The organism is Kitasatospora sp. NPDC089509 (assembly GCF_044749365.1).
GTDB lineage: Bacteria > Actinomycetota > Actinomycetes > Streptomycetales > Streptomycetaceae > Kitasatospora.
Genome location: NZ_JBIVHS010000045.1, coordinates 1 through 17,342, shown reverse-complemented (window position 1 = coordinate 17,342; position 17,342 = coordinate 1). Strand labels below are relative to the sequence as shown.

The 17,342-nt window shown below is 70.4% G+C and carries 13 protein-coding genes and 2 pseudogenes; 2 read left to right on the top strand and 13 right to left on the bottom strand.

All coding sequences use genetic code 11. From position 1 onward, the window contains the following. Window positions 1-6: 6 nt before the first annotated feature. The 3 genes from ACIP4P_RS43985 to ACIP4P_RS43975 form a co-directional block, all read right to left on the bottom strand. Entirely contained in the window at window positions 7-963 is a 957-nt protein-coding gene (locus ACIP4P_RS43985) for a hypothetical protein (protein WP_400929803.1), read from the bottom strand. A gap of 161 nt (window positions 964-1,124) precedes the next feature. Beyond that, the gene (locus tag ACIP4P_RS43980) at window positions 1,125-2,078 is read right to left on the bottom strand and encodes a hypothetical protein (RefSeq protein WP_400929800.1); all 954 of its coding nucleotides are present in this window, start codon (window positions 2,076-2,078) and stop codon (window positions 1,125-1,127) included. Window positions 2,079-2,155: 77 nt separating this feature from the next. Then, the gene (locus ACIP4P_RS43975) at window positions 2,156-2,566 is read right to left on the bottom strand and encodes a peptidase inhibitor family I36 protein (protein WP_400929797.1); all 411 of its coding nucleotides are present in this window, start codon (window positions 2,564-2,566) and stop codon (window positions 2,156-2,158) included. Window positions 2,567-3,023: 457 nt separating this feature from the next. On the opposite strand from ACIP4P_RS43975, the gene ACIP4P_RS43970 reads away from it, so the two are divergent. Then, the gene (locus ACIP4P_RS43970; protein ID WP_400929794.1) at window positions 3,024-3,638 is read left to right on the top strand and encodes a TetR/AcrR family transcriptional regulator; all 615 of its coding nucleotides are present in this window, start codon (window positions 3,024-3,026) and stop codon (window positions 3,636-3,638) included. 260 nt (window positions 3,639-3,898) lie between these two features. Next, complete coding sequence (locus ACIP4P_RS43965; RefSeq protein WP_400929791.1) at window positions 3,899-5,764, top strand: hypothetical protein; 1,866 nt, start codon at window positions 3,899-3,901, stop codon at window positions 5,762-5,764. 111 nt (window positions 5,765-5,875) lie between these two features. Here ACIP4P_RS43965 and ACIP4P_RS43960 read toward each other — a convergent pair whose 3' ends face one another. The 10 genes and pseudogenes from ACIP4P_RS43960 to ACIP4P_RS43915 form a co-directional block, all read right to left on the bottom strand. Further along, window positions 5,876-6,100, bottom strand: a complete 225-nt coding sequence (locus ACIP4P_RS43960; RefSeq protein WP_400929788.1) for a ferredoxin — start codon at window positions 6,098-6,100, stop codon at window positions 5,876-5,878. Beyond that, the gene (locus tag ACIP4P_RS43955) at window positions 6,091-7,308 is read right to left on the bottom strand and encodes a cytochrome P450 (RefSeq protein ID WP_400929785.1); all 1,218 of its coding nucleotides are present in this window, start codon (window positions 7,306-7,308) and stop codon (window positions 6,091-6,093) included. The genes ACIP4P_RS43960 and ACIP4P_RS43955 overlap by 10 nt, the downstream gene beginning before the upstream one ends. Before the next feature lie 1,991 nt (window positions 7,309-9,299). Beyond that, a complete protein-coding gene (locus tag ACIP4P_RS43950; RefSeq protein WP_400929782.1) occupies window positions 9,300-9,812 on the bottom strand; it encodes a hypothetical protein in 513 nt (170 codons plus the stop codon). A gap of 303 nt (window positions 9,813-10,115) precedes the next feature. Continuing rightward, entirely contained in the window at window positions 10,116-10,685 is a 570-nt protein-coding gene (locus ACIP4P_RS43945; protein ID WP_400929779.1) for a transposase, read from the bottom strand. A gap of 572 nt (window positions 10,686-11,257) precedes the next feature. Beyond that, window positions 11,258-11,545, bottom strand: a complete 288-nt coding sequence (locus ACIP4P_RS43940; protein WP_400929776.1) for an acyl carrier protein — start codon at window positions 11,543-11,545, stop codon at window positions 11,258-11,260. Window positions 11,546-11,564: 19 nt separating this feature from the next. Next, window positions 11,565-12,785, bottom strand: coding sequence for a ketosynthase chain-length factor (locus ACIP4P_RS43935; protein WP_400929773.1), 1,221 nt, complete (start codon window positions 12,783-12,785; stop codon window positions 11,565-11,567). After that, window positions 12,782-14,077: a beta-ketoacyl-[acyl-carrier-protein] synthase family protein gene (locus ACIP4P_RS43930; RefSeq protein ID WP_400929770.1), complete on the bottom strand. Its 1,296-nt coding sequence runs from the start codon at window positions 14,075-14,077 to the stop codon at window positions 12,782-12,784. The genes ACIP4P_RS43935 and ACIP4P_RS43930 overlap by 4 nt, the downstream gene beginning before the upstream one ends. Further along, window positions 14,074-14,403: a TcmI family type II polyketide cyclase gene (locus ACIP4P_RS43925; protein WP_400929767.1), complete on the bottom strand. Its 330-nt coding sequence runs from the start codon at window positions 14,401-14,403 to the stop codon at window positions 14,074-14,076. Before ACIP4P_RS43925 ends, ACIP4P_RS43930 begins: the two co-directional genes overlap by 4 nt. Before the next feature lie 1,416 nt (window positions 14,404-15,819). Further along, window positions 15,820-16,255 (bottom strand): annotated as a pseudogene (locus ACIP4P_RS43920) (transposase). A 276-nt stretch (window positions 16,256-16,531) separates the two neighbouring features. Continuing rightward, a pseudogene (locus tag ACIP4P_RS43915) lies at window positions 16,532-17,158 on the bottom strand (transposase family protein). Between the last annotated feature and the right edge of the window lie 184 nt (window positions 17,159-17,342).

Below are 17,342 nucleotides of genomic sequence, written 5' to 3'. Positions count from 1 at the left end.
GGACCGTCAGTGCCGTCGCCGTCGCGCGCGGGCGGCCCGGGCGGCGAGGGCCAGTGCCGCGCCCGCGCCGAGCGCGACCAGGCCGGCCTTCAGTGGCGTGCCGACGGAGTCCGCACCGGTGCGGGCCAGTTCGCCGCCCGGCGCCGGGGTGGCGGGTTCGGGGTCGGCGGGCCCGGGATCGGCGGGTTCGGGGCCCGGGGTTTCGGAGGGGCCGGGGGTTCCCGGGCTGCCGGTGGCGGTGGGGGACGGCTCCGGGCTGCCGGTGGCGGTGGGAGTGGCAGTGGGCGTACCGGTCGGCGTGACTGTGGGGGTGCCGGTGGGGGTGGCGGTCGGGGTGGGGGTGCCGCGGACCAGCCGGATGACCTTCAGGTGCTGGATCTTCACGACCTCGGTGGGGCCGTAGCTGGCAATGAGGCCGATGTCGACCCGGTCGGTGAGCGGGGCGTCCGCGCGGAACTTCAGCCGGACCGGTATCTCGGTGACGTCCGCCGGGACCGGTCCCTCGTCCAGGGGGATCGGGAAGTCATACCAGTCGTCCGTCTCCGGGTCGTTGAAGGACTCGGTGGAGCACCACCGGCCGTCCCAGAAGTACTGGACCTCGATCTGACCGACCTTCAGCCCCGCCCCCTGGGTGTCGTGGACCTGGAAGAACAGCGGCCGGAACTGCTTCGCCGGGTCCCCGTGGTGCAGGACGGCGGTGAACTCCCGCCAGTCCGCGCCGGGGACGAACTCGCCGGGCAGGCCGCGCAGTTCCAGCGCCGCTTCCGCCGCGGCCGGCTTCCGGGAGGCGGTCGGGGTGGCGCTCGGGGACGGCTCCGCCGCCGGGCCGGACGCGTGCGGGGCGGAGGGCGACGGGCGACGCTCCCCCGCCGTGGCCGGCGCGGCGGGGGCGGGCGCCACCGCGACGATTCCGGTGACCCCGGCGGTGACGACGGTGGCGGCGGCCATTCTTCTCAACTGCACGTGTTTCCCTCGTCCGTTGCTGAGTGGGTACACAGGGAATCCTCCGTGCACCCACCAACTCCGGGTAGTGGGCGGCCCCCTATGGGGTCATAGCCCGGGCCTCTGGCCCTCCCCCGGGTGACGGTCCGCCGGCCCGCCGCGTCCGGCGTCGCTGTCCGACGTCAGTGCCCGGTGTCGGTGACGGACCTGGCGATGGCGAGCATGGCGTCGTTGTCCTGCTTGATGCGGGTGAGTTCCGGCAGTTTCTGCTGGATGGCCTGGGCCTCGTAGGCGGACTCGACGGTGTACCAGACGCCGACGACGTTGGTGGCGGCCTTGCAGGCGACGTCCGCGGTGGCGGTGGCGAGTTCGTCGGGGGTGGGCTGGGGGGCGGACTTCCAGCGGGTGTCCTTGGCCGCGTCGGCAGGGGTGGCGTAGCCGAACCCCTTGGCCTTCATGCAGGCGGACCATTTCTGGAAGACGTCCTTCACCCGGGGGTCGGTGGTGGACTGCTGGTAGCCGCCGAAGTTGATGCCGACGACCAGGTCCGGGTCCCGGCCGGTGCCGCCGTGGGCGGTGAGCCGGGCGTGGGCCTGGCCGAGGCAGCCGCCGGGCGGGACCGCCTTGCCCCGGTAGCTGCGGGGCGTGGCGGACGCGCTCGGACCTGCGCCGGCGCCGGCGCCGAGGACGGTGGCCGCGTCGGGGCTGATGCTGGGTTCGGCGGGCTTGGCGCCCGCGTTGGGGTCGGCCGGGTGGTAGCCGTGGGCGGCCGCGACCTGGGGGTCGACCGGGTCGTAGCGGTGGGTGGTCTGGCCGGTGGGCGCGGCGTCCGGGGCGGGAGGGCGTTCGTAGGGGAGGCCGAAGTCCTGCATGCACTGGCCGACGAGGACGTCCTCCGCGGCGGAGAGCTGCCGGTACTGCGCGCCGCTCAGCAGGTAGGTCTCGACGGGCAGGGACCGGTCGGCGACCTGGGTCAGGACGGGCGGCTCGGTGATGGCCGGGGGCGCCATGGCGTGGGCCGCCGCGGGGCCCGGTGTGCCGGCGCAGCCCGCGGCGAGCAGCGGAAGCGCGGCGAGTGCCGCGATGAGCGGGGCCGACGGGCGCCGCGGCAGGGCTGTGCGGGTGAGGGCGGGCATCTCGGGGCTTCTTCCACGGTCGGGGTGCCGCGCCGCCCCTGGGTGCGGGGACGGCGCGGCCTGGTGCACGAGGGGGGTTAGACGTACCAGCCCTGGGAGTGGTTGTTGTTGCGCATGTCGACCGAGCCGCCGTTCCACGGCACGGGGCCGAGGTTGACCCACTGGCCCTTGGGGACGTACTGGTTGGGGCCGGACAGGTCCGGACCGTAGTAGACGCGCAGGTTCCACCAGGTGCTCAGGTTCTCCACCGAGGCCGCGTTGTTGATCACGGCCTGGCCGTTGCCCGCGCCGCCGCCGCCGAAGTAGGCGCCGTCGTAGTTGCCGGTCTCGCTCTTGCCGAAGAACGCGCCCCCCTTGTTGGGGCTGTAGTAGAGGCAGGCGTCCCCGCTGATGCAGCCGCCGCTGCTGGCGAGGGCCGGGGTGGCGCCCATGAGGATGCCACCGATGGTGGCCGCGGCCAGGAGTGCGGCCGCCTTCTTGACGATCATGCTGAGCCTCCGTGCTGTCGATGCGGGAGGGCAGTGCGGACGCGTGAAGGCACCTGTGGGGCGCGGTACGCGGGTCCCCTGCCGGCGGGAGGCGCCGGTCGGCGTCCCGCCTGCCAGGAAGCTGCCATCCGGTCGCCCGTCCCACCACGCCGGGACGGGATCTGGGATATCCCACGACGTCCCCGCAGGTCCGGGCACCCCTTCCCCGCCGGCCCGCTCGTCCGTCCCCGTGTCCCCGGCCGTACGGTGGCAGCGGATGGTTCGTGGGAGGCTGTTTGTTGCGGCCGGTTACGCCGGATTCCTTGCATGGAAGCGGAACTGACGATTCGACAGCTGAATGATCATCCTCTCTGGCGTGAAGGAACGCGGATGCGGACCGAAACCCGGCGGAGCACCGACGATGGCGGGTGCCCGTGGCCGGACAGCCGGCGCCGCGGGCCTTGGATAGGGTGCCGGGATGGCCTTCGACTCGCCCCGGCTGCTGCGCGCCGACGCCGCCCGCAACGTGGAGAGGATCGTCCGGGCCGCCCGGGAGGTCTTCACCGAGCAGGGGCCCGACGCCCACCTGGACGACGTGGCGCGCCGGGCCGGGGTCGGGGCCGCCACGCTGTTCCGCCGCTTCCCCGACAAGGCCGCGCTGCTGCGGGCCGTGCTGGACGCCCGTTTCGCCGAGAACGTCCGGCCCGTCATCGAGGCGGCCGCCCTGGACCCCGACCCGGCGGCCGCGCTGGCCCGGGTGCTGGGGACGGCGCTGGAGTCGGTGGCCGGCGACCACAACGTGCTGGCCGCCGCCCGGGCCGCCGGGGTGCTGACCCCGGCGACCGGCGAGGAGTTCTTCGCCGCCCTCGACGACCTGCTGGCGCGCGGCCAGCGGGCGGGCGTGCTCCGCGCCGACCTGGTCTCCGACGACCTGCACCGCGTCGTCGTCATGCTGGTCTCGGTGCTGTGGACGATGGACCCGCGCGAGGACGGCTGGCGCCGGTACCTGGCCCTGGTCCTGGACGGCCTCTCCCCCGCCGGGGCCCGCCCGCTGCCCTGCCCCGCCCCCGCGCTGCGCACCCGCACGCCCTGACGCGCCGGCGCCCCGCCGCAGGAGTGAATGCGAACGGGTTTTCCCATGATGACGACCGGTTCGATTTCACGGCCCCCGACCTGCCACAAAAGGCCGATCTGTATAAAAACTGAGTTTTAATCAGAATGGCCAGCGACTTCGCGTTGGTCCAATTCTTTCGGCATTCCCTTATTTATTCTCGGCCTAACCACCCGGCATCACGAAGGAGATGCAGTGACCAGAACCTTGGGAGTGCCCGCCCCGACCGGCGAGGTACGCCGATGAGAGGCGCTCGCCGCTGGGTCGGCCCGCTCATCGCACTCTGTCTGTCGGGCGGCGGCCTGCTGGCCGCCGCGCTGCCGTCCAGCGCGCAGGTGGACCCGCCCGCCCGCGCGGCGGCCGCGAACCCGCCCGCCGCCGTGGCGCCCGCCGCCCCGGCCGCGGCGCCCGCGCCGGCGCGCCCGGCCACGAAGGCCCTCGCCGCCCCCAGGGGCGACAACAACGATCCGCAGTACTGCCACCTGCAGATCGTCAAGACCGCGGACCGGGACTACTACCTCCCGGGCCAGAAGATCACCTACACGATCACCCTCACCAACGACGGCAACGTGCCGATCACCGGCGCGGTGGTGACCGACGACCTGGGCGGCGACCTCGCCGACGCCGTCTACGACAACGACGCGACGGTGGGCACCGGCAAGCTGTCCTACGTCCAGCCCGTCCTGACCTGGGTCGGTGACCTGAACCCCGGCGACAGCACGAAGATCGTCTACACCCTGACGGCCAACGACCCCGACAACGGCCCGAAGATGCTGCGCGACGCGGTCACCGGACCGAAGTTCAGCAACTGCCCGACCGGCACCGAGCCGGGCTGCCACGTCGAGCTCGGCTCGCCGCACTGGACGGTCTCCAAGGTCGAGGACCGCAGTGACGTCGAGATCGGCGACACCATCCACTACACGATCACCGCGACCAACGACGGCACGGTCGACTTCGTCGGCGCCCGCCAGGCGGGCCTCGAGGACGACATGTCCCAGATCGTCGGCGAGTCCAAGTACGACGCGGACGCCCAGGCGGACATCGGCACCATCAGCTACGTGGCGCCCTCCTTCGTGGTCTGGCGCGGCGACCTGCCGGCCGGCGCGACGGTGACCATCCACCTGTCGATCACCGCCGAGGGCCTCAAGCCCGGCAACACCGAGCTGGTGAACATCGTCCGGGCGCTCTACCCGCACCACGGCGGCACCGACCTGAGCAACCCGCTGCCCCCGGCGAACCGCTCCGCGCTGATCCCGGACTCCTACCTGCGCGACCTGCCCCGCCCCGACGTGGCGCGGCACCGGGCCGGCAACGGGCAGATCACGGCCTGCACCATCGACCCGGCGACCGACGCCTGCTTCGTCGACGCCGACGAGCCCAGCTTCGTGGTGGCCAAGTCGGTGGACCGCACCACGGCCAGCCCGGGCGACGTCGTCACCTACACGGTCTCCTACGCCAACACCGGCAACGACCAGTTCCCGGACGGTGAACTCCCCTCGGTCACCGACGACCTGAGCCAGGTGCTGCAGCACAGCAGCTTCGTGGACGGCTCGCTGAGCTCGACGGTGCCCACGGCGACCTTCGACCCGGTGGCCAGGACGATCACCTGGACCGGACAGCTCACCTCGGGGCAGCACGGCAGCTTCACCTACCAGGTGAAGGTCAACAACCCGTACTCGGGTGACCAGTTCCTGGACAACCCGATCGTCTCGGCCAAGTCGACCGACTGCCAGGCGGGTTCCACCGACGCCCGGTGCCGCGCGCACGTCGACATCATCCTGCCGAGCGGCTCGCCGTCCCCCAGTGGCTCGCCCTCGCCCAGCGGTTCGCCCTCTCCGAGCGGCTCGCCGTCCCCCAGCGGGTCGCCCTCCCCGAGCGGCAGCCCGAGCGGCAGCCCCAGCGGTAGCCCCAGCGGTAGCCCCAGCGGCTCGCCGTCGCCCGGCGGCAGCCCGAGCCCCTCGGGCGGGCACCCGGGACACGGCCGCCCGCCCGGAGGCGTGCTGCCGCACACCGGTGCCGGCACCATCGGCGAGATCGCCCTGGTGACGCTCCTGCTGGCCGCCGGTGGCGGGCTCTTCTGGCTCTCCCGGCGTCACGGCAAGCACTGACCCCCCACCGGGACACCCTCCCGGGCATGACCCGACAGCACCACGATGACGGCCGGACCCCCACTGCTCACCGGGGGTCCGGCCGCCGCCGTTGCGGTACGGGCCTCCCCGTCAGCCCGCCGGGCGCAGCCGCAGCGCCGAGACCGGGCACCTGGCGGCCGCCTCGCGGGCCTGCTGCGCGGCCGCCCCGACGGGCTCGGCGGTGAGCACCACGACCTGCCCGTCCTCGTCCTGGTCGAACACCAGCGGCGCGGTCACCGCGCACTGCCCCGAGGCCACGCAGCGCGCGGCGTCCGCCTCCACCCGCTGGTTGCGCCGTCCCCCGTTCACCACCACCGGACCGGGACCTCGCCGAGGCCGCCCGCCAGCCGTTCGGAGTGGTCGCGCAGGCTGTGCGGGTCCACCGCCGGCCGCAGGCCGGGGAAGCGGCGGAACAGCGCGGTCAGCGCGGTCTGCAGCTCGGTGCGGGCCAGCGAGTTGCCGATGCAGTAGTGGCCGCCGTGGCCGAAGGCGAGGTGGGCGTTGGGGGAACGCGACGGGTCGAAGGCGTCCGGCTCCTCGAAGGCCCGGGCGTCCCGGTTCGCGGCGTTGATCGCCACCAGCACCGCCTCGCCCCGGGCGATCGCCGTCCCGGCGACGGTGAGGTCCTCGCGGGCGAAGCGGGTCAGGCCCAGCCCGCCGGGCGCGGCCATCCGCAGGATCTCCTCCACGGTCGCGCGCACCGTCCCCTGCGGGTCGGCGGCGAAGCGGTCCCGCCGGGCGGTGTCGCCCAGCAGGAACAGCACGCCCAGGTCGATCCGGGCCGAGGTGGTCTCGTGGCCCGCGAACAGCAGGCCCACCGCCAGGCGGGTCATCTCCTGTTCGGTGAACGAGGGGTCCTGCGCCTGCACGGCCAGGATGTCGCTGAACACGTCCTGCCCCGGCCGCTCGCGCTTGTCCTCGGCGACGGCGGCCACGTAGGCCTCGAACTCGGCCATCGCCGCCGCCGCGTCCTCCCCGCCGTACAGGGCGGCGATCCGCTCGGACCAGCCGCGCAGCAGGTCCCGGTCGGCGATCGGCACGCCCAGCAGTTCGCAGATCACCATCACCGGCAGCCGGAACGACAGGTGCTCGTGCAGGTCGACGGCGCGGTCCGGGTGGCGCGCGTGCTCCGCCTCCATCGAGTCCAGGCAGGACTCGGCGAGTTCGCCGATCCGCTCGCCCAGGCGGCGCATCCGCGGCGCGCTGAACGCGGGCGCCAGCATCCGCCGCATCCGCGCGTGTTCGCGGTCCTCCTCCTCGGGGGTGCCGGCCGGGCGGGTGTGCAGGGCCGAGGTGGAGATCCGCGGCCCGTCCTCGGTGTCGGGGCGCTGCCGGGAGAACCGGGTGTCGCTCAGGACCTCCCGGGCCTCCTCGTAGCGGGTCACCAGCCAGGCCGGGTCGCCGGCGGGGGTCGTCACCCTCGTGATCGGGCCCTGTTCGCGCAGCCGCGCGAGCAGGGGCGCCAGGTCCAGGGCGTTGGGGCGCTCGAAGGGTAACCGGGGTGCGGGTGCGGGGGCGGTCATGGTCTCTCCTCACCGGCCGAAGGCCACGGGGCGGTGCGCGCTCGGCGGAGCCGCTCCCCCTCCCGGCCGTCCGGGCCGCGGCCGTGGGCGGGGTTCCCGTCCCGGGCCGACAAGTGAGAGCTGACTCTCCTTTCTGCGAGCGTAACACCGTCGGCACGCACCGTCAGCCAAGTCGCGGGGTTGCTCGGCTACCGGGTCGGCGGGGCCTCGTGCAGCCGGCCCGGGTCCAGCCGCAGGAGGGTGCCCGCCCGGGCCTGGGACGGCGCACCGGGATGCCGAATCCCTTTCCAGTTCGGCGAGTTGGGCCCTGGCCAGGGCCAGGAAGTCGGCGGCCGACGGGTCGCCGACCTGCCCTGCAGGCAGCGTCCAGTCCGAAAGCCGGGCCAGCGGCACCGCCTCGCGACACGCGCGCAGCCTGGTGCGGGCCTCGGTGTGCGCGCCAGCGCGCAGGAAGGGCCGGGCCAGCCAAAGCTGAAGCAGGTCCGGCCGGGGCACTGGCAGTCCCGCCAGGGTCCGCCCGGGCGGGAGGTCCGGCTCCAGGCCAGCGAGGAAGGCAGGCGGCCCCGGTAGAACAGCCGCTCCGGGCCGAGGATCGGATGCACCTCGCGGACGGCCGTCAGGGCTTCGCACGCCCGGGCCCGGTCGGCCGTCCCCCACCCGCAGGAGGGCGAGGTAGGCGACCCGCTCGCGCACATGCGGGTCGCCGAGCTCATTGGGCCCGGCGAAGTTCCTTTGCGCCCAGCCCAGTTGGCCTTCCTTGATGGCGTGACGCCCGAGGTCGCACCACCGCTGCGGGCCGATCAGTTCCACAGGCGGCCGCGCCGGGTGGGAGTCCGTCAGCGTCCGGCGGATTCGGCGGCTGCCCTCCCCCGGCCGGGCGGGGTCAGTCGTGCGGTACAGGCCAGTCAGCCGCTCGGTCAGGGATGGCCCAGCCACTGGTAGACCTCGTGTTCCAGCCGGTACGTCGCACCGTCGCGGATCCATCCGGTCGGCCCAGCGGTACGTGCGTTTGCGGCGTTGCAGATGGGGGCGATCCAGGTCCCGGAACATCGCCTTGGTCCGCCGCACCCTGAGCCGCGCCATGCCCGGTTTCCTCCACATCCGGCCCAGGGTAACGACCTTGCCCAGACGGGGCGTTCCGGTGCGGCTGGGCCTACAGCCCGAAGGCGGGCGGTGTCGCCGTCAGGGCCGGGGCGGTACAGAAGCGCCAGGCCCCGATGTCGCGTCAGTGGATCGGTTCCGGGTCGCGGCCGGCGTTGCTGCCGATCAGGTGGAGGCGTTCAGCTGGCCAGCGGCGGCCCCGGAAGCTAGCCAGGCCGCCCGCGGGACGCTGGCGGGGTCCCACCGCAGGCGCGGGCCAGGGTGCGGTGAGGGCGCAGCGAGCGGTCGTTGAACGCGATGCTGTGGGAGCCGACGAGATCGTGGAGGTGTCGTTTGGGCTTCAAGTCACCCTAGGGAACAGGGATTTCACGACAACAGCCCACTGCCGGAAACCGCGCCTACTGGGCTGGATCGGGCCATGCGACACGTACAGTTGCTGCGACATGGCCCTGGGTCACCAATTCGGGAAGCACTGGCGACGGCGACATTCGGCGACCAGCTCTGCACCATGGCTGTGATGTCGATGCTCCGGGAGTCGCCGCTCCGAATCACCCTCCGTCCCCCTAATACCCCCTCCAGTTGTGTGTCGTCGCGAAGATCCAAGTAGCCGCCGGACAGATCGAAGAGGCCGCAGGTACCCTCCGCCGCACCGTCGACCGTGCAGGTGGCTGCCTCCAGGACTCGCAGACCAGTTCCGGCACAGCCTGGCCTCCCACTCCAGGAATCCGTACGCGCGAGAGGCACTGGACTACCCAGCCGAATGGTCCTGACGGGTCTATACAGTCCTGGATGTGAAGCGGTGCGAGCGGTTGGGTTGAGTTGGCAGCGGCCGGCGGAGAGTCGGTCGTCGAAGGTGATCTCGAAGGCGTTCAACGCGGCCCTCCATCACGTCATCCAGCGCTTTCGGCCGTCACCGGTCGGGTCGGGGGACATAGGGGAAGGTCTATGTCCTTGACCTCGGCGTCATCGTTGATCGGACTCCTGGCGAAGAAGGAGTTTCCCACCACAGACAGGACCGCTGACTTGATGTCAGCGCTGACCAACCAGAGGAACCGGTCGATCGCCTTTACGAGTTCGCTATCCGAACCACTGCATCGAATTCCTCGTACGTTCTGACAGAATTGCTTGTCTGCATCCCTCCGCTCGGCCTCCCATTCTGCCCGAAGTGTGACATTCGGGCCGATAGTGTAGCGAAAGTCATGCTGCGCGGCGACATTCCAAAGAATGTCCGGCTGAAGTGACTCGAATATCCCGGTCACGCCATTGGAAAAGAAACTCGCTTGGAGCGCCCGCGTGTAGTAGTCATCAGCCTGGCGACTCAAGATCGAATTGCGGTAGGCGATGAAGTCTTTGATCTCCAAGTTAGCGATCCGCCGGTAGTCGGATCGCCTGAACTTCGCCACACGGTTACAATCGGACGGCACCGCCGAATTCAGACGCGACAACGTCTCACATCCATTCTTTTCGGAGAACCTCAGGAGTTCGGGCACACAGCCGACCGGCCTGGACATTCGGACCCGAAGCACGGCCTGACTGCCATTCGAAGCTACCGCCCAAACCCACGCGACATCCTGCAGTTCATCAAAAACGGAAAAAAATCGGGCATCGTCCTGTCCCACACAGCGAGAAACGACCCGAGCGCGCCGGTCGCCGGGACCGGGCCTAGAACGCTGATGAAGATCTTGGTGTGATCGGGGCTGCCGCCGTCAGGCGGCGGCCCCGATCTGCCAGGTGGTGCCGTTGTGAGTGAGTCCGAGGTTGATCAGGGTCCGTAGGTTGAGGGCGGCGGCGCGGGTGTGGAGCCAGGCGTTGTTCTTGATAGTGCCGATGTGCCGTAGGCGTCGGTTGCCGTGAGCGACGAGCCAGGCGACGGCGCGTTCGACGGGCGGGCGCCAGCGGCGGTAGGTGGCCTGCCATTCGGGGTCGTTCGCGCTCTGGCGGGCTTGGGCCATGAGGTCATGGTCGGGACGGATGGTGACGATCCGCCCGGCCTTGGCCCGGCTGCATCGCTTGCGCAGGGGACAGTCGGTGCACTGACCGGTGAAGACCGCCTTGCGCTGCAAGTGTCGGCCGGACGGCTCCGACAGCGCAACGGTGTGGCCGGCGGGACAGGTCACCGTGCCGGCGTGGGTGTCAATGGCGAAGTCGTCGAGGCTGAAACCGCCTGGGATGACGGTCGTCGCCGGAGTGGGCTTGAGGAACAGCCGGTGACGGGCCTGCCGCATGGCCCGTCGGGTGGGTCCGGTGGAGTAGGCCGTGCCACCGAAGGCGTCCACCGGCTCGGGCTCCTCGGCGAGCAGGTCGAGGACGATCTGCGCCCAGCGCCCTGGCCGACTCCGTGGACGGCACGGGCGTGACAACCTTCGCGACGTCGCCCTCGGTGGTGAACACCCGCTTGCCGAGCCAGATTTCGAAGAGCCCCCTGCAGCTCACCCCGGCCCCTGACGCCGATCCGAAGTCCCCCACGGACTAATGAACTTGGTTGAGCGATGTCGGAGCCGTTCGCCTGACAGCTGGACGTCGACACCAGTAGCCACGGTTGCCTGAGGTACGCGCAGGGCGGCGGGCTGACCGGCGCCGAGAGAACCGCGCGGGAGCGGTTGCGCCTCCTGGCCCGTGGAGCGTTTCGAGGGCTGGCAGAAGAACGCGGAGTTTGCGGCCGCTCTGCGGATCAGCGTACGGTCCGTCGAGCGGAGGCGCCGTGCCTGGCGCGAGCTTTGCGAGGCGGGAGTCCTGTCGAAGGGGTCAGCTACGCGGCCGCAGCTCAATACTGTCGAAGCGGCGCGCAGCAGCCACTGGATATCCTGCGGCGCGGTCCGGTAACCAGAACCCACCTTGTCGTCCTGCGTCATGTCGCCACTTCTCCGGCCGGCAGATCGAGGTCTCGGGCGACGTGCGCGGTCAGGTGCGCATTGACGGCGTCGATCAGACCTGCCGGTGTGCGGGCGTGGCCGAGGACGTCCTCATTGAGAGTGATGCCGTACTCGCGCTCGATCCGGGTGAGCGTCTCCAGCAGCGCGAGGGAGTCGTAGCCCAGGTAATCGAACTCGGCGTCGGCGGTGAGCGGTTCGGCCGCACCAGCACCCTCCAGCAGGATGCGTTCCAGGTCAGCCAGCGTGAACAGATCGGTGCTCATGGGGGTCTCCTCCGTTGGGTCAGTGAGTGGCGGCGCGGACGACGACGGCCGAGTTGAAGCCGCCGTACCCGCGGGCGATCACCAGCGCGATGCGTACCACAGCCTCCCGCGGCGCGCCGGTGACCAGGTCGAGCCCATAGCGCCTGGCCGGGTCGGTGTGGACGGTCGGCGGGATCACGCCGTCCCGGATGCTCAGCAGGGCGGCGGCGACGTCCAGCGGCGCGGCGCCCGAATACAGCCGTCCGGTCATTGTCTTCGGAGCCGTCACTGGCACCCCGCGCACACCGAACAAGCCGGTCAGGGCCTCGACCTCGGCCCTGTCCAGCTCGGGCACGGCAGCCGCGTCAGCGAACACCACGTCGATATCCGTGGCGCTCACCCCCGCGTCCGCCAGGGCCAGTTCGACGGCCCTGCGCAGGCCGGGCGGGCGGGCGCTGCCCGGTGCCGGATCGATAGTGGCGCCATGGCCGGCCAGCTCGCCGTACACCCGACCGGCGCCCCGAGCCCGGGCCTTCCCGGCGTCCTCCAGCACCAACAGGGCGCCGCCCTCTCCCGGCACATGCCCGGACGCAGCGTCGTCAAACGGCACGTATGCCCGCCGCGGGTCCCGGTTGACGGTCAGCCGGTCGCTCGCAAGCTGTGCCACCCAGCCCCACGGGCAGATCGCGGCGTCGACCGCGCCGGTCAGCACCAGCGGCGTGCCCCGGCGGATCTGGCGGCGGGCCTGGGCCAGCGCGTCGAGCCCGCCGGCCTGGTCTCCGACGACGACGCTGCTCGGGCCGCGCATGCCGTTGCGGATCGAGATCTGGCCGCTGTTCACAGCGTAGAACCAGGCGAACGACTGGTACGCACTGACGTACCGTCCGCCCTTGCTCCACAACGCCCGCAGCTCGTTCTGGCCGAACTCGAAGCCGCCCGAGGCACTCGCGGTGATCACGCCCATGTCGAACTCGGGCAGCTCGGCGGGCACCACGCCCGCGTCGGCGAGCGCCCAGTCAGCGGCCACCAGCGCGAGCCTGGTCATCCGATCAGTCTGCGGCAGCAGCCTCGCCTGGAGGTGTTCCTCTGCAACGAACCCGCGGATCTCCCCGGCCAGTTGAGCCGGATACGAGGACGGGTCGAAGCGCGAGACCCGGCCGATCGCGCTCCGCCCGTCCAGCGTCGACTTCCAGTAGGCCTCCAGGCCGAGGCCGGTGGGCGAGGCGATGCCCAAACCGGTCACCACGGGGCCGCGGGTCATCGGATACTCCGCTCCGCGTCAGCGAGCACCACTGCGCTCTGGAACCCGCCGAAGCCGCTGCCGACCGACAACACCGCGTCGGTGCGCCAGTCCCGTGCGACCAGTGGTGTGTAGTCGAGGTCGCACTCCGGGTCGGGGGTGTGCAGGTTGGCGGTCGGCGGCACGACGTCGTACTTAATCGCGAGCACCGAGGCCGCAACCTCGATCGAGCCGATCGCGCCGAGCGAGTGCCCGACCATCGACTTGATCGAGCTCACCGGCACCCGGTAGGCGTGGTCGCCGAGGCTTCGCTTGAAGGCAGCCGTCTCGTGCCAGTCGTTCTGCTTGGTGCCGGAGCCGTGCGCGTTGATGTAGTCGACATCTTCCGGGTTGAGCCGCGCCTCGTCCATCGCGACCCGGATCGCCTCTGCCATCTCCCGTCCGTCGGGCCTCAGCCCGGTCATGTGGAAGGCGTTAGAACGCGTCGCGTACCCGGCCACCTCCGCGTAGACCTGCGCACTGCGCCGCCGGGCGCTCTCCAGCTCCTCCAGCACGAACACCGCGGAGCCCTCGCCCAACACAAAGCCGTTTCGGCTCGCGTCGAACGGCCGGGAGGCATGCGCCGGGTCATCGTTGCGTGGGGTCGTCGCTTTGATCGCGTCGAAACAGGCTACCGTGATCGGCGAGATCGGCGCGTCCGTCGCCCCGGCCACCATGACGTCGGCAGTGCCCTCACGGATCAGCTCGACGGCGTACCCGACGGCGTCCAAGCCCGAGGTGCACCCTGTCGAAACGACCGTGCTCGGCCCCTCGGCGCCGACCGCCCACGCGACCTCCGCCGCGAACGAGCTGGGCACCAGATAGTTGTACAGGTGCGGCACGGCGTACTTGTGGTCGGCGAGTTCCAGCCGGCCGCCGTCGCTAACCGTCCGGTACTCCTGGTCCAGACCCATCGTCGCGCCGACCGCGCTGCCGATCGTCACACCGATCCGGTGCGGCTCGACCGCGCCGAACTCCAGACCGCTGTCAGCGACCGCCTCCCGGGCAGTCACCACGGCGAACTGCGCGGCCCGATCCATCCGTCGGATCTCCTGCGGGCGCAGCCCGTGCAGCTCCGGATCGAAGTCCGCCTCGGCGGCAACCTGGGAGCGGAACGGTGAGGCGTCGAAGAAGGAGATCCGCCGGGTCGCAGTGCGGCCCTCGGAGATCAGCTGCCAGAAATTCTTCGTACCGATGCCGCCGGGGGCGATGACCCCGACCCCGGTGATGACTACCCGGCGCCCGGCCTCGCCGCGTCCCGGTGCGCCGCTCACTGCGCCCCCGAGTGGTAGGAGCACTGCGCCACCACGCCGGCCGGGGAGCGCCAGGTGGCCTGGTCGTATGCCTGGACGAGCGGCCTAAGGTCCTCGCTGATCCCGGCGAAGCCCGGGTCAGTCTTGGCGGCCTCGCTGCGCTCGCTGCCGTTCTCCGAGTCGAGGCCCTGACAGTGGAAGTAGAGCCCGCGATGGGAGAAGAGCTGACAGCGCCGGATGCCCATGAGGTGTGGCATCTTGGTACCGTCGTACTCGCCGAACAGGCTGGCAACGTTGGTAGCCGTGCCACGGTCCGTCCGGGCGACGATCAGTGTGCTGTGCTGCATCGGTTCCCTTTCCGATGGTCGGTACGTCAGGTGGGCAGGGTTCGGCCAAGAACACGAGCAGTGATGCTCTGTCACTGCAGAGCTAGCCCAGGCTTGCTGGGTCAAGAAGTTTGCTGGCCATTGCTACTGGTGCCCCTGAGCTTGCGGCGTGGACGCGCTGCGGCATCCTCGCGAACGCTCACCGGGACAGGGGGGTGACCAATCGCGGACGAGAACGGGCCGGCGCTGACGAGAAGCACGGGCCTGGGACAGGTAAGACTCAGCCCGGTCTGATCGGCGGTAACGCTCGCAGGCCAGCCTCCCGGCGACGCCTCAGACCGCGTTGACCTCAGCCCTGAAGCCGCCACTTGAGCCTTCGGACAGGATCAGCCCCGGCATCCCCTGGTCTCCTCGGAGCCGATTGTCGTGCGCCTCTGGTGACGCTTCCGAATACAGGTGAGGATCTCTCCTTGATGTGTTCAGCTACTACGTAGCTGTAAGAACGCGGATCTCGTGGCAACCAGACGGGCCGTCATCATCGCAGCCATGTGGCCACGCACATCGGAGACGCTGCCGACGGCGCGAACGGCAATGATCTCGGTGGCCGCCACATCGTCCACACCCATGTCCTGTTACGGGGCCGAGAATTGGCGGGCGACCGCGACCATCCCCGAGACCGCGTCCGCGTGGAAGTTGTGCACCAGCCGTCCTCCGGCCGCTGATACGTATGCTGAAGTAATAGGCGAGCCAACCATCTCCGTCCGGCGGGACGACCGGTCTGTGATCCTGGACAGCGCCCCCAACCTGGCCTTCTGACCGTGGAGCGAGTCGAGCGCCTGTTGGCGTCATCAGGGAATAAGCTAGCTGCCCGACGAGGACGTTCATGGACTGTAGCCTCCCCAGAGATCGGCACTAATAGCGGCGCCACTGTGCTGTTCCCCTTCACGGCAACTCCTCGATAGGATCTGGCGATCCCTACGAAATCCGACCCGGATTAACCACGCCCTGACCAGCACAAAAAAGAAGGCTACACCGCCTTTGCTTCATCGGGCCGGGAAGGTGTTTCTTCGGGACTCCGACGAAGGAACTGGGAGCTTAGACAGGAGTTTTCGAGCCCGCACCGCCTACAGTGATGGCGCACCGCGAAGTACCTGTTGGCAGAATGCTAGGCCACACTCCCCTGAATGCAAGATAGGGTTAGGAGTGCTTCCTTCGTGCCTTGACTTCGGCTTGTGAGGGTGACGTTGAGGTGTCGAGAGTCAGGCCCGTGTCCGGCTACGAAGCCGTCGGTGGTGTCGGGTCGGTACTGAAGACGTTTGAGCCGTCTGCGGACCGGGGCCTCGAGTCGGTCGAGGGTGGCCGCCGCGAGGTGGCACTATCCCTCCCACCACGACACCGGCCTGGCCGCTTTCGGTCCGGCCGTGATGGCCAGGTCCTTCACGCTGTGGGGCTTGTCCGGGTGCTTGGGCGCCTACAGGCGGCCGGTACCGCTGTAGGTGGGCATAACCCGGCCGGGCCTGGACGGGGCGTGGGCAGCGGCTGCGACGGTCGCCCTTGTCCGGATCCGCATTCGCCGGGAGAAACCGGCTGCCAGTCGACTGGCACGCCAGCGTGGTCGCGGGCTGGGTGGAGTGACATGCCCACTTGGCAGTTGGTGACCTCGCCCGCGGTTCCGCTGTACTGCCGCGACACGCACGCGGACACGTTCCCCTTTGAGGAATCCAGTGTCGTCGATACTCCGCACCGTCGGTGCGATGGCGTCCTGCGTCCTCCGCGTCACCCGGGCACGGAGGCGTGCCGAGGCCCACGGACTCGTCGCGGCAAAGTGCGCCAGAGCCTGCCGATTACCGTCCTCACCGAGCCGCGCGGCCATCGGCTCCACCGACTTATGCCGGCCGTCCAGCAGCAGGCCCCGCGCATCCACCTGTCCCCCAACAGTGCTGGTCAGCACGGGTGAACGCGTCGAGCATCTCCGCCGCAAGCGCCTCCAACCCCCGGCCCTCGGCCATCTCTCCAGCTTGTCAAGCCCCAAGCAACGCACCACCCGACAAAACGACACGCCATTCCGAGCAAACCTGACCAAGCCCTACTAAGACTTGTTGAAGAAGATTGGGTGCTGGCAGGCCGGAGTCTGCTCTGACCTGCTGATTCAGGTGGCCCGGACGAGGTTGTGCACGTGGGCGACGGCCTGCACCGCGTGGTGCCGACCGTCGCCTTTCTGTCGGCAGTCGCGGAGGATCTTGTAGTTCTTCATGGGGGCGAAGGTGTGCTCGACACAGGCGCGCACCTGGCGGGAAGGCCGGAGGCCCACCACGCGTGGGCGTCAGCCTTGTTCCCCGGCGCCGGGTGGGCGGTGGCGACCACGAACCGAGTGTCGGCGCCGATGACGACCTTCACGTTCGCCGAGAACCGATAACGCCCCGACACTGCGGCCCCGCACCGGGATCAGGATGTCGTCCACGATCAACAGTCGTTCCACGCTCGGCCGCGGGCGTAGAACGGCTTCGAGGGTCAGGAGTAGGCCGAGGCGCTGAACGATGCGGCACACCGTCGCCGAGGAGATCCCGAACAACGGCGCCTGTCACATGGTCAGATTTGTCCGGTGGTAGACGGCGATCAGCAGGATCCGGTCCAGCAGCGGCAGGCACCACAGCCGGCCTCAGCTCGGATCGTTGCCGCCCTGCTCACGCACCACGCGCACCAGGCCCCCGAACTGCCGCAACTGCAGCCTCGTGGACGTCTCCACCCACACCGGCTTAACCCGAAGCGCCCCCACCCATACCGGAGAAATACTCTCCCCCCCCCGACCTTCCGGAACAAGCTTTAGAAACCGGCTCAGCCCGCGGCCGACGAGGGGGCCGGCGGCGCCGCCGGGGTGCCGAGGAAGGCCTCCCAGCCGCCGGCCGGGGACTGGCCCGGGCCGAGGCCCTGCAGCTTGCGCAGCACCGCCGGGTCCTGGG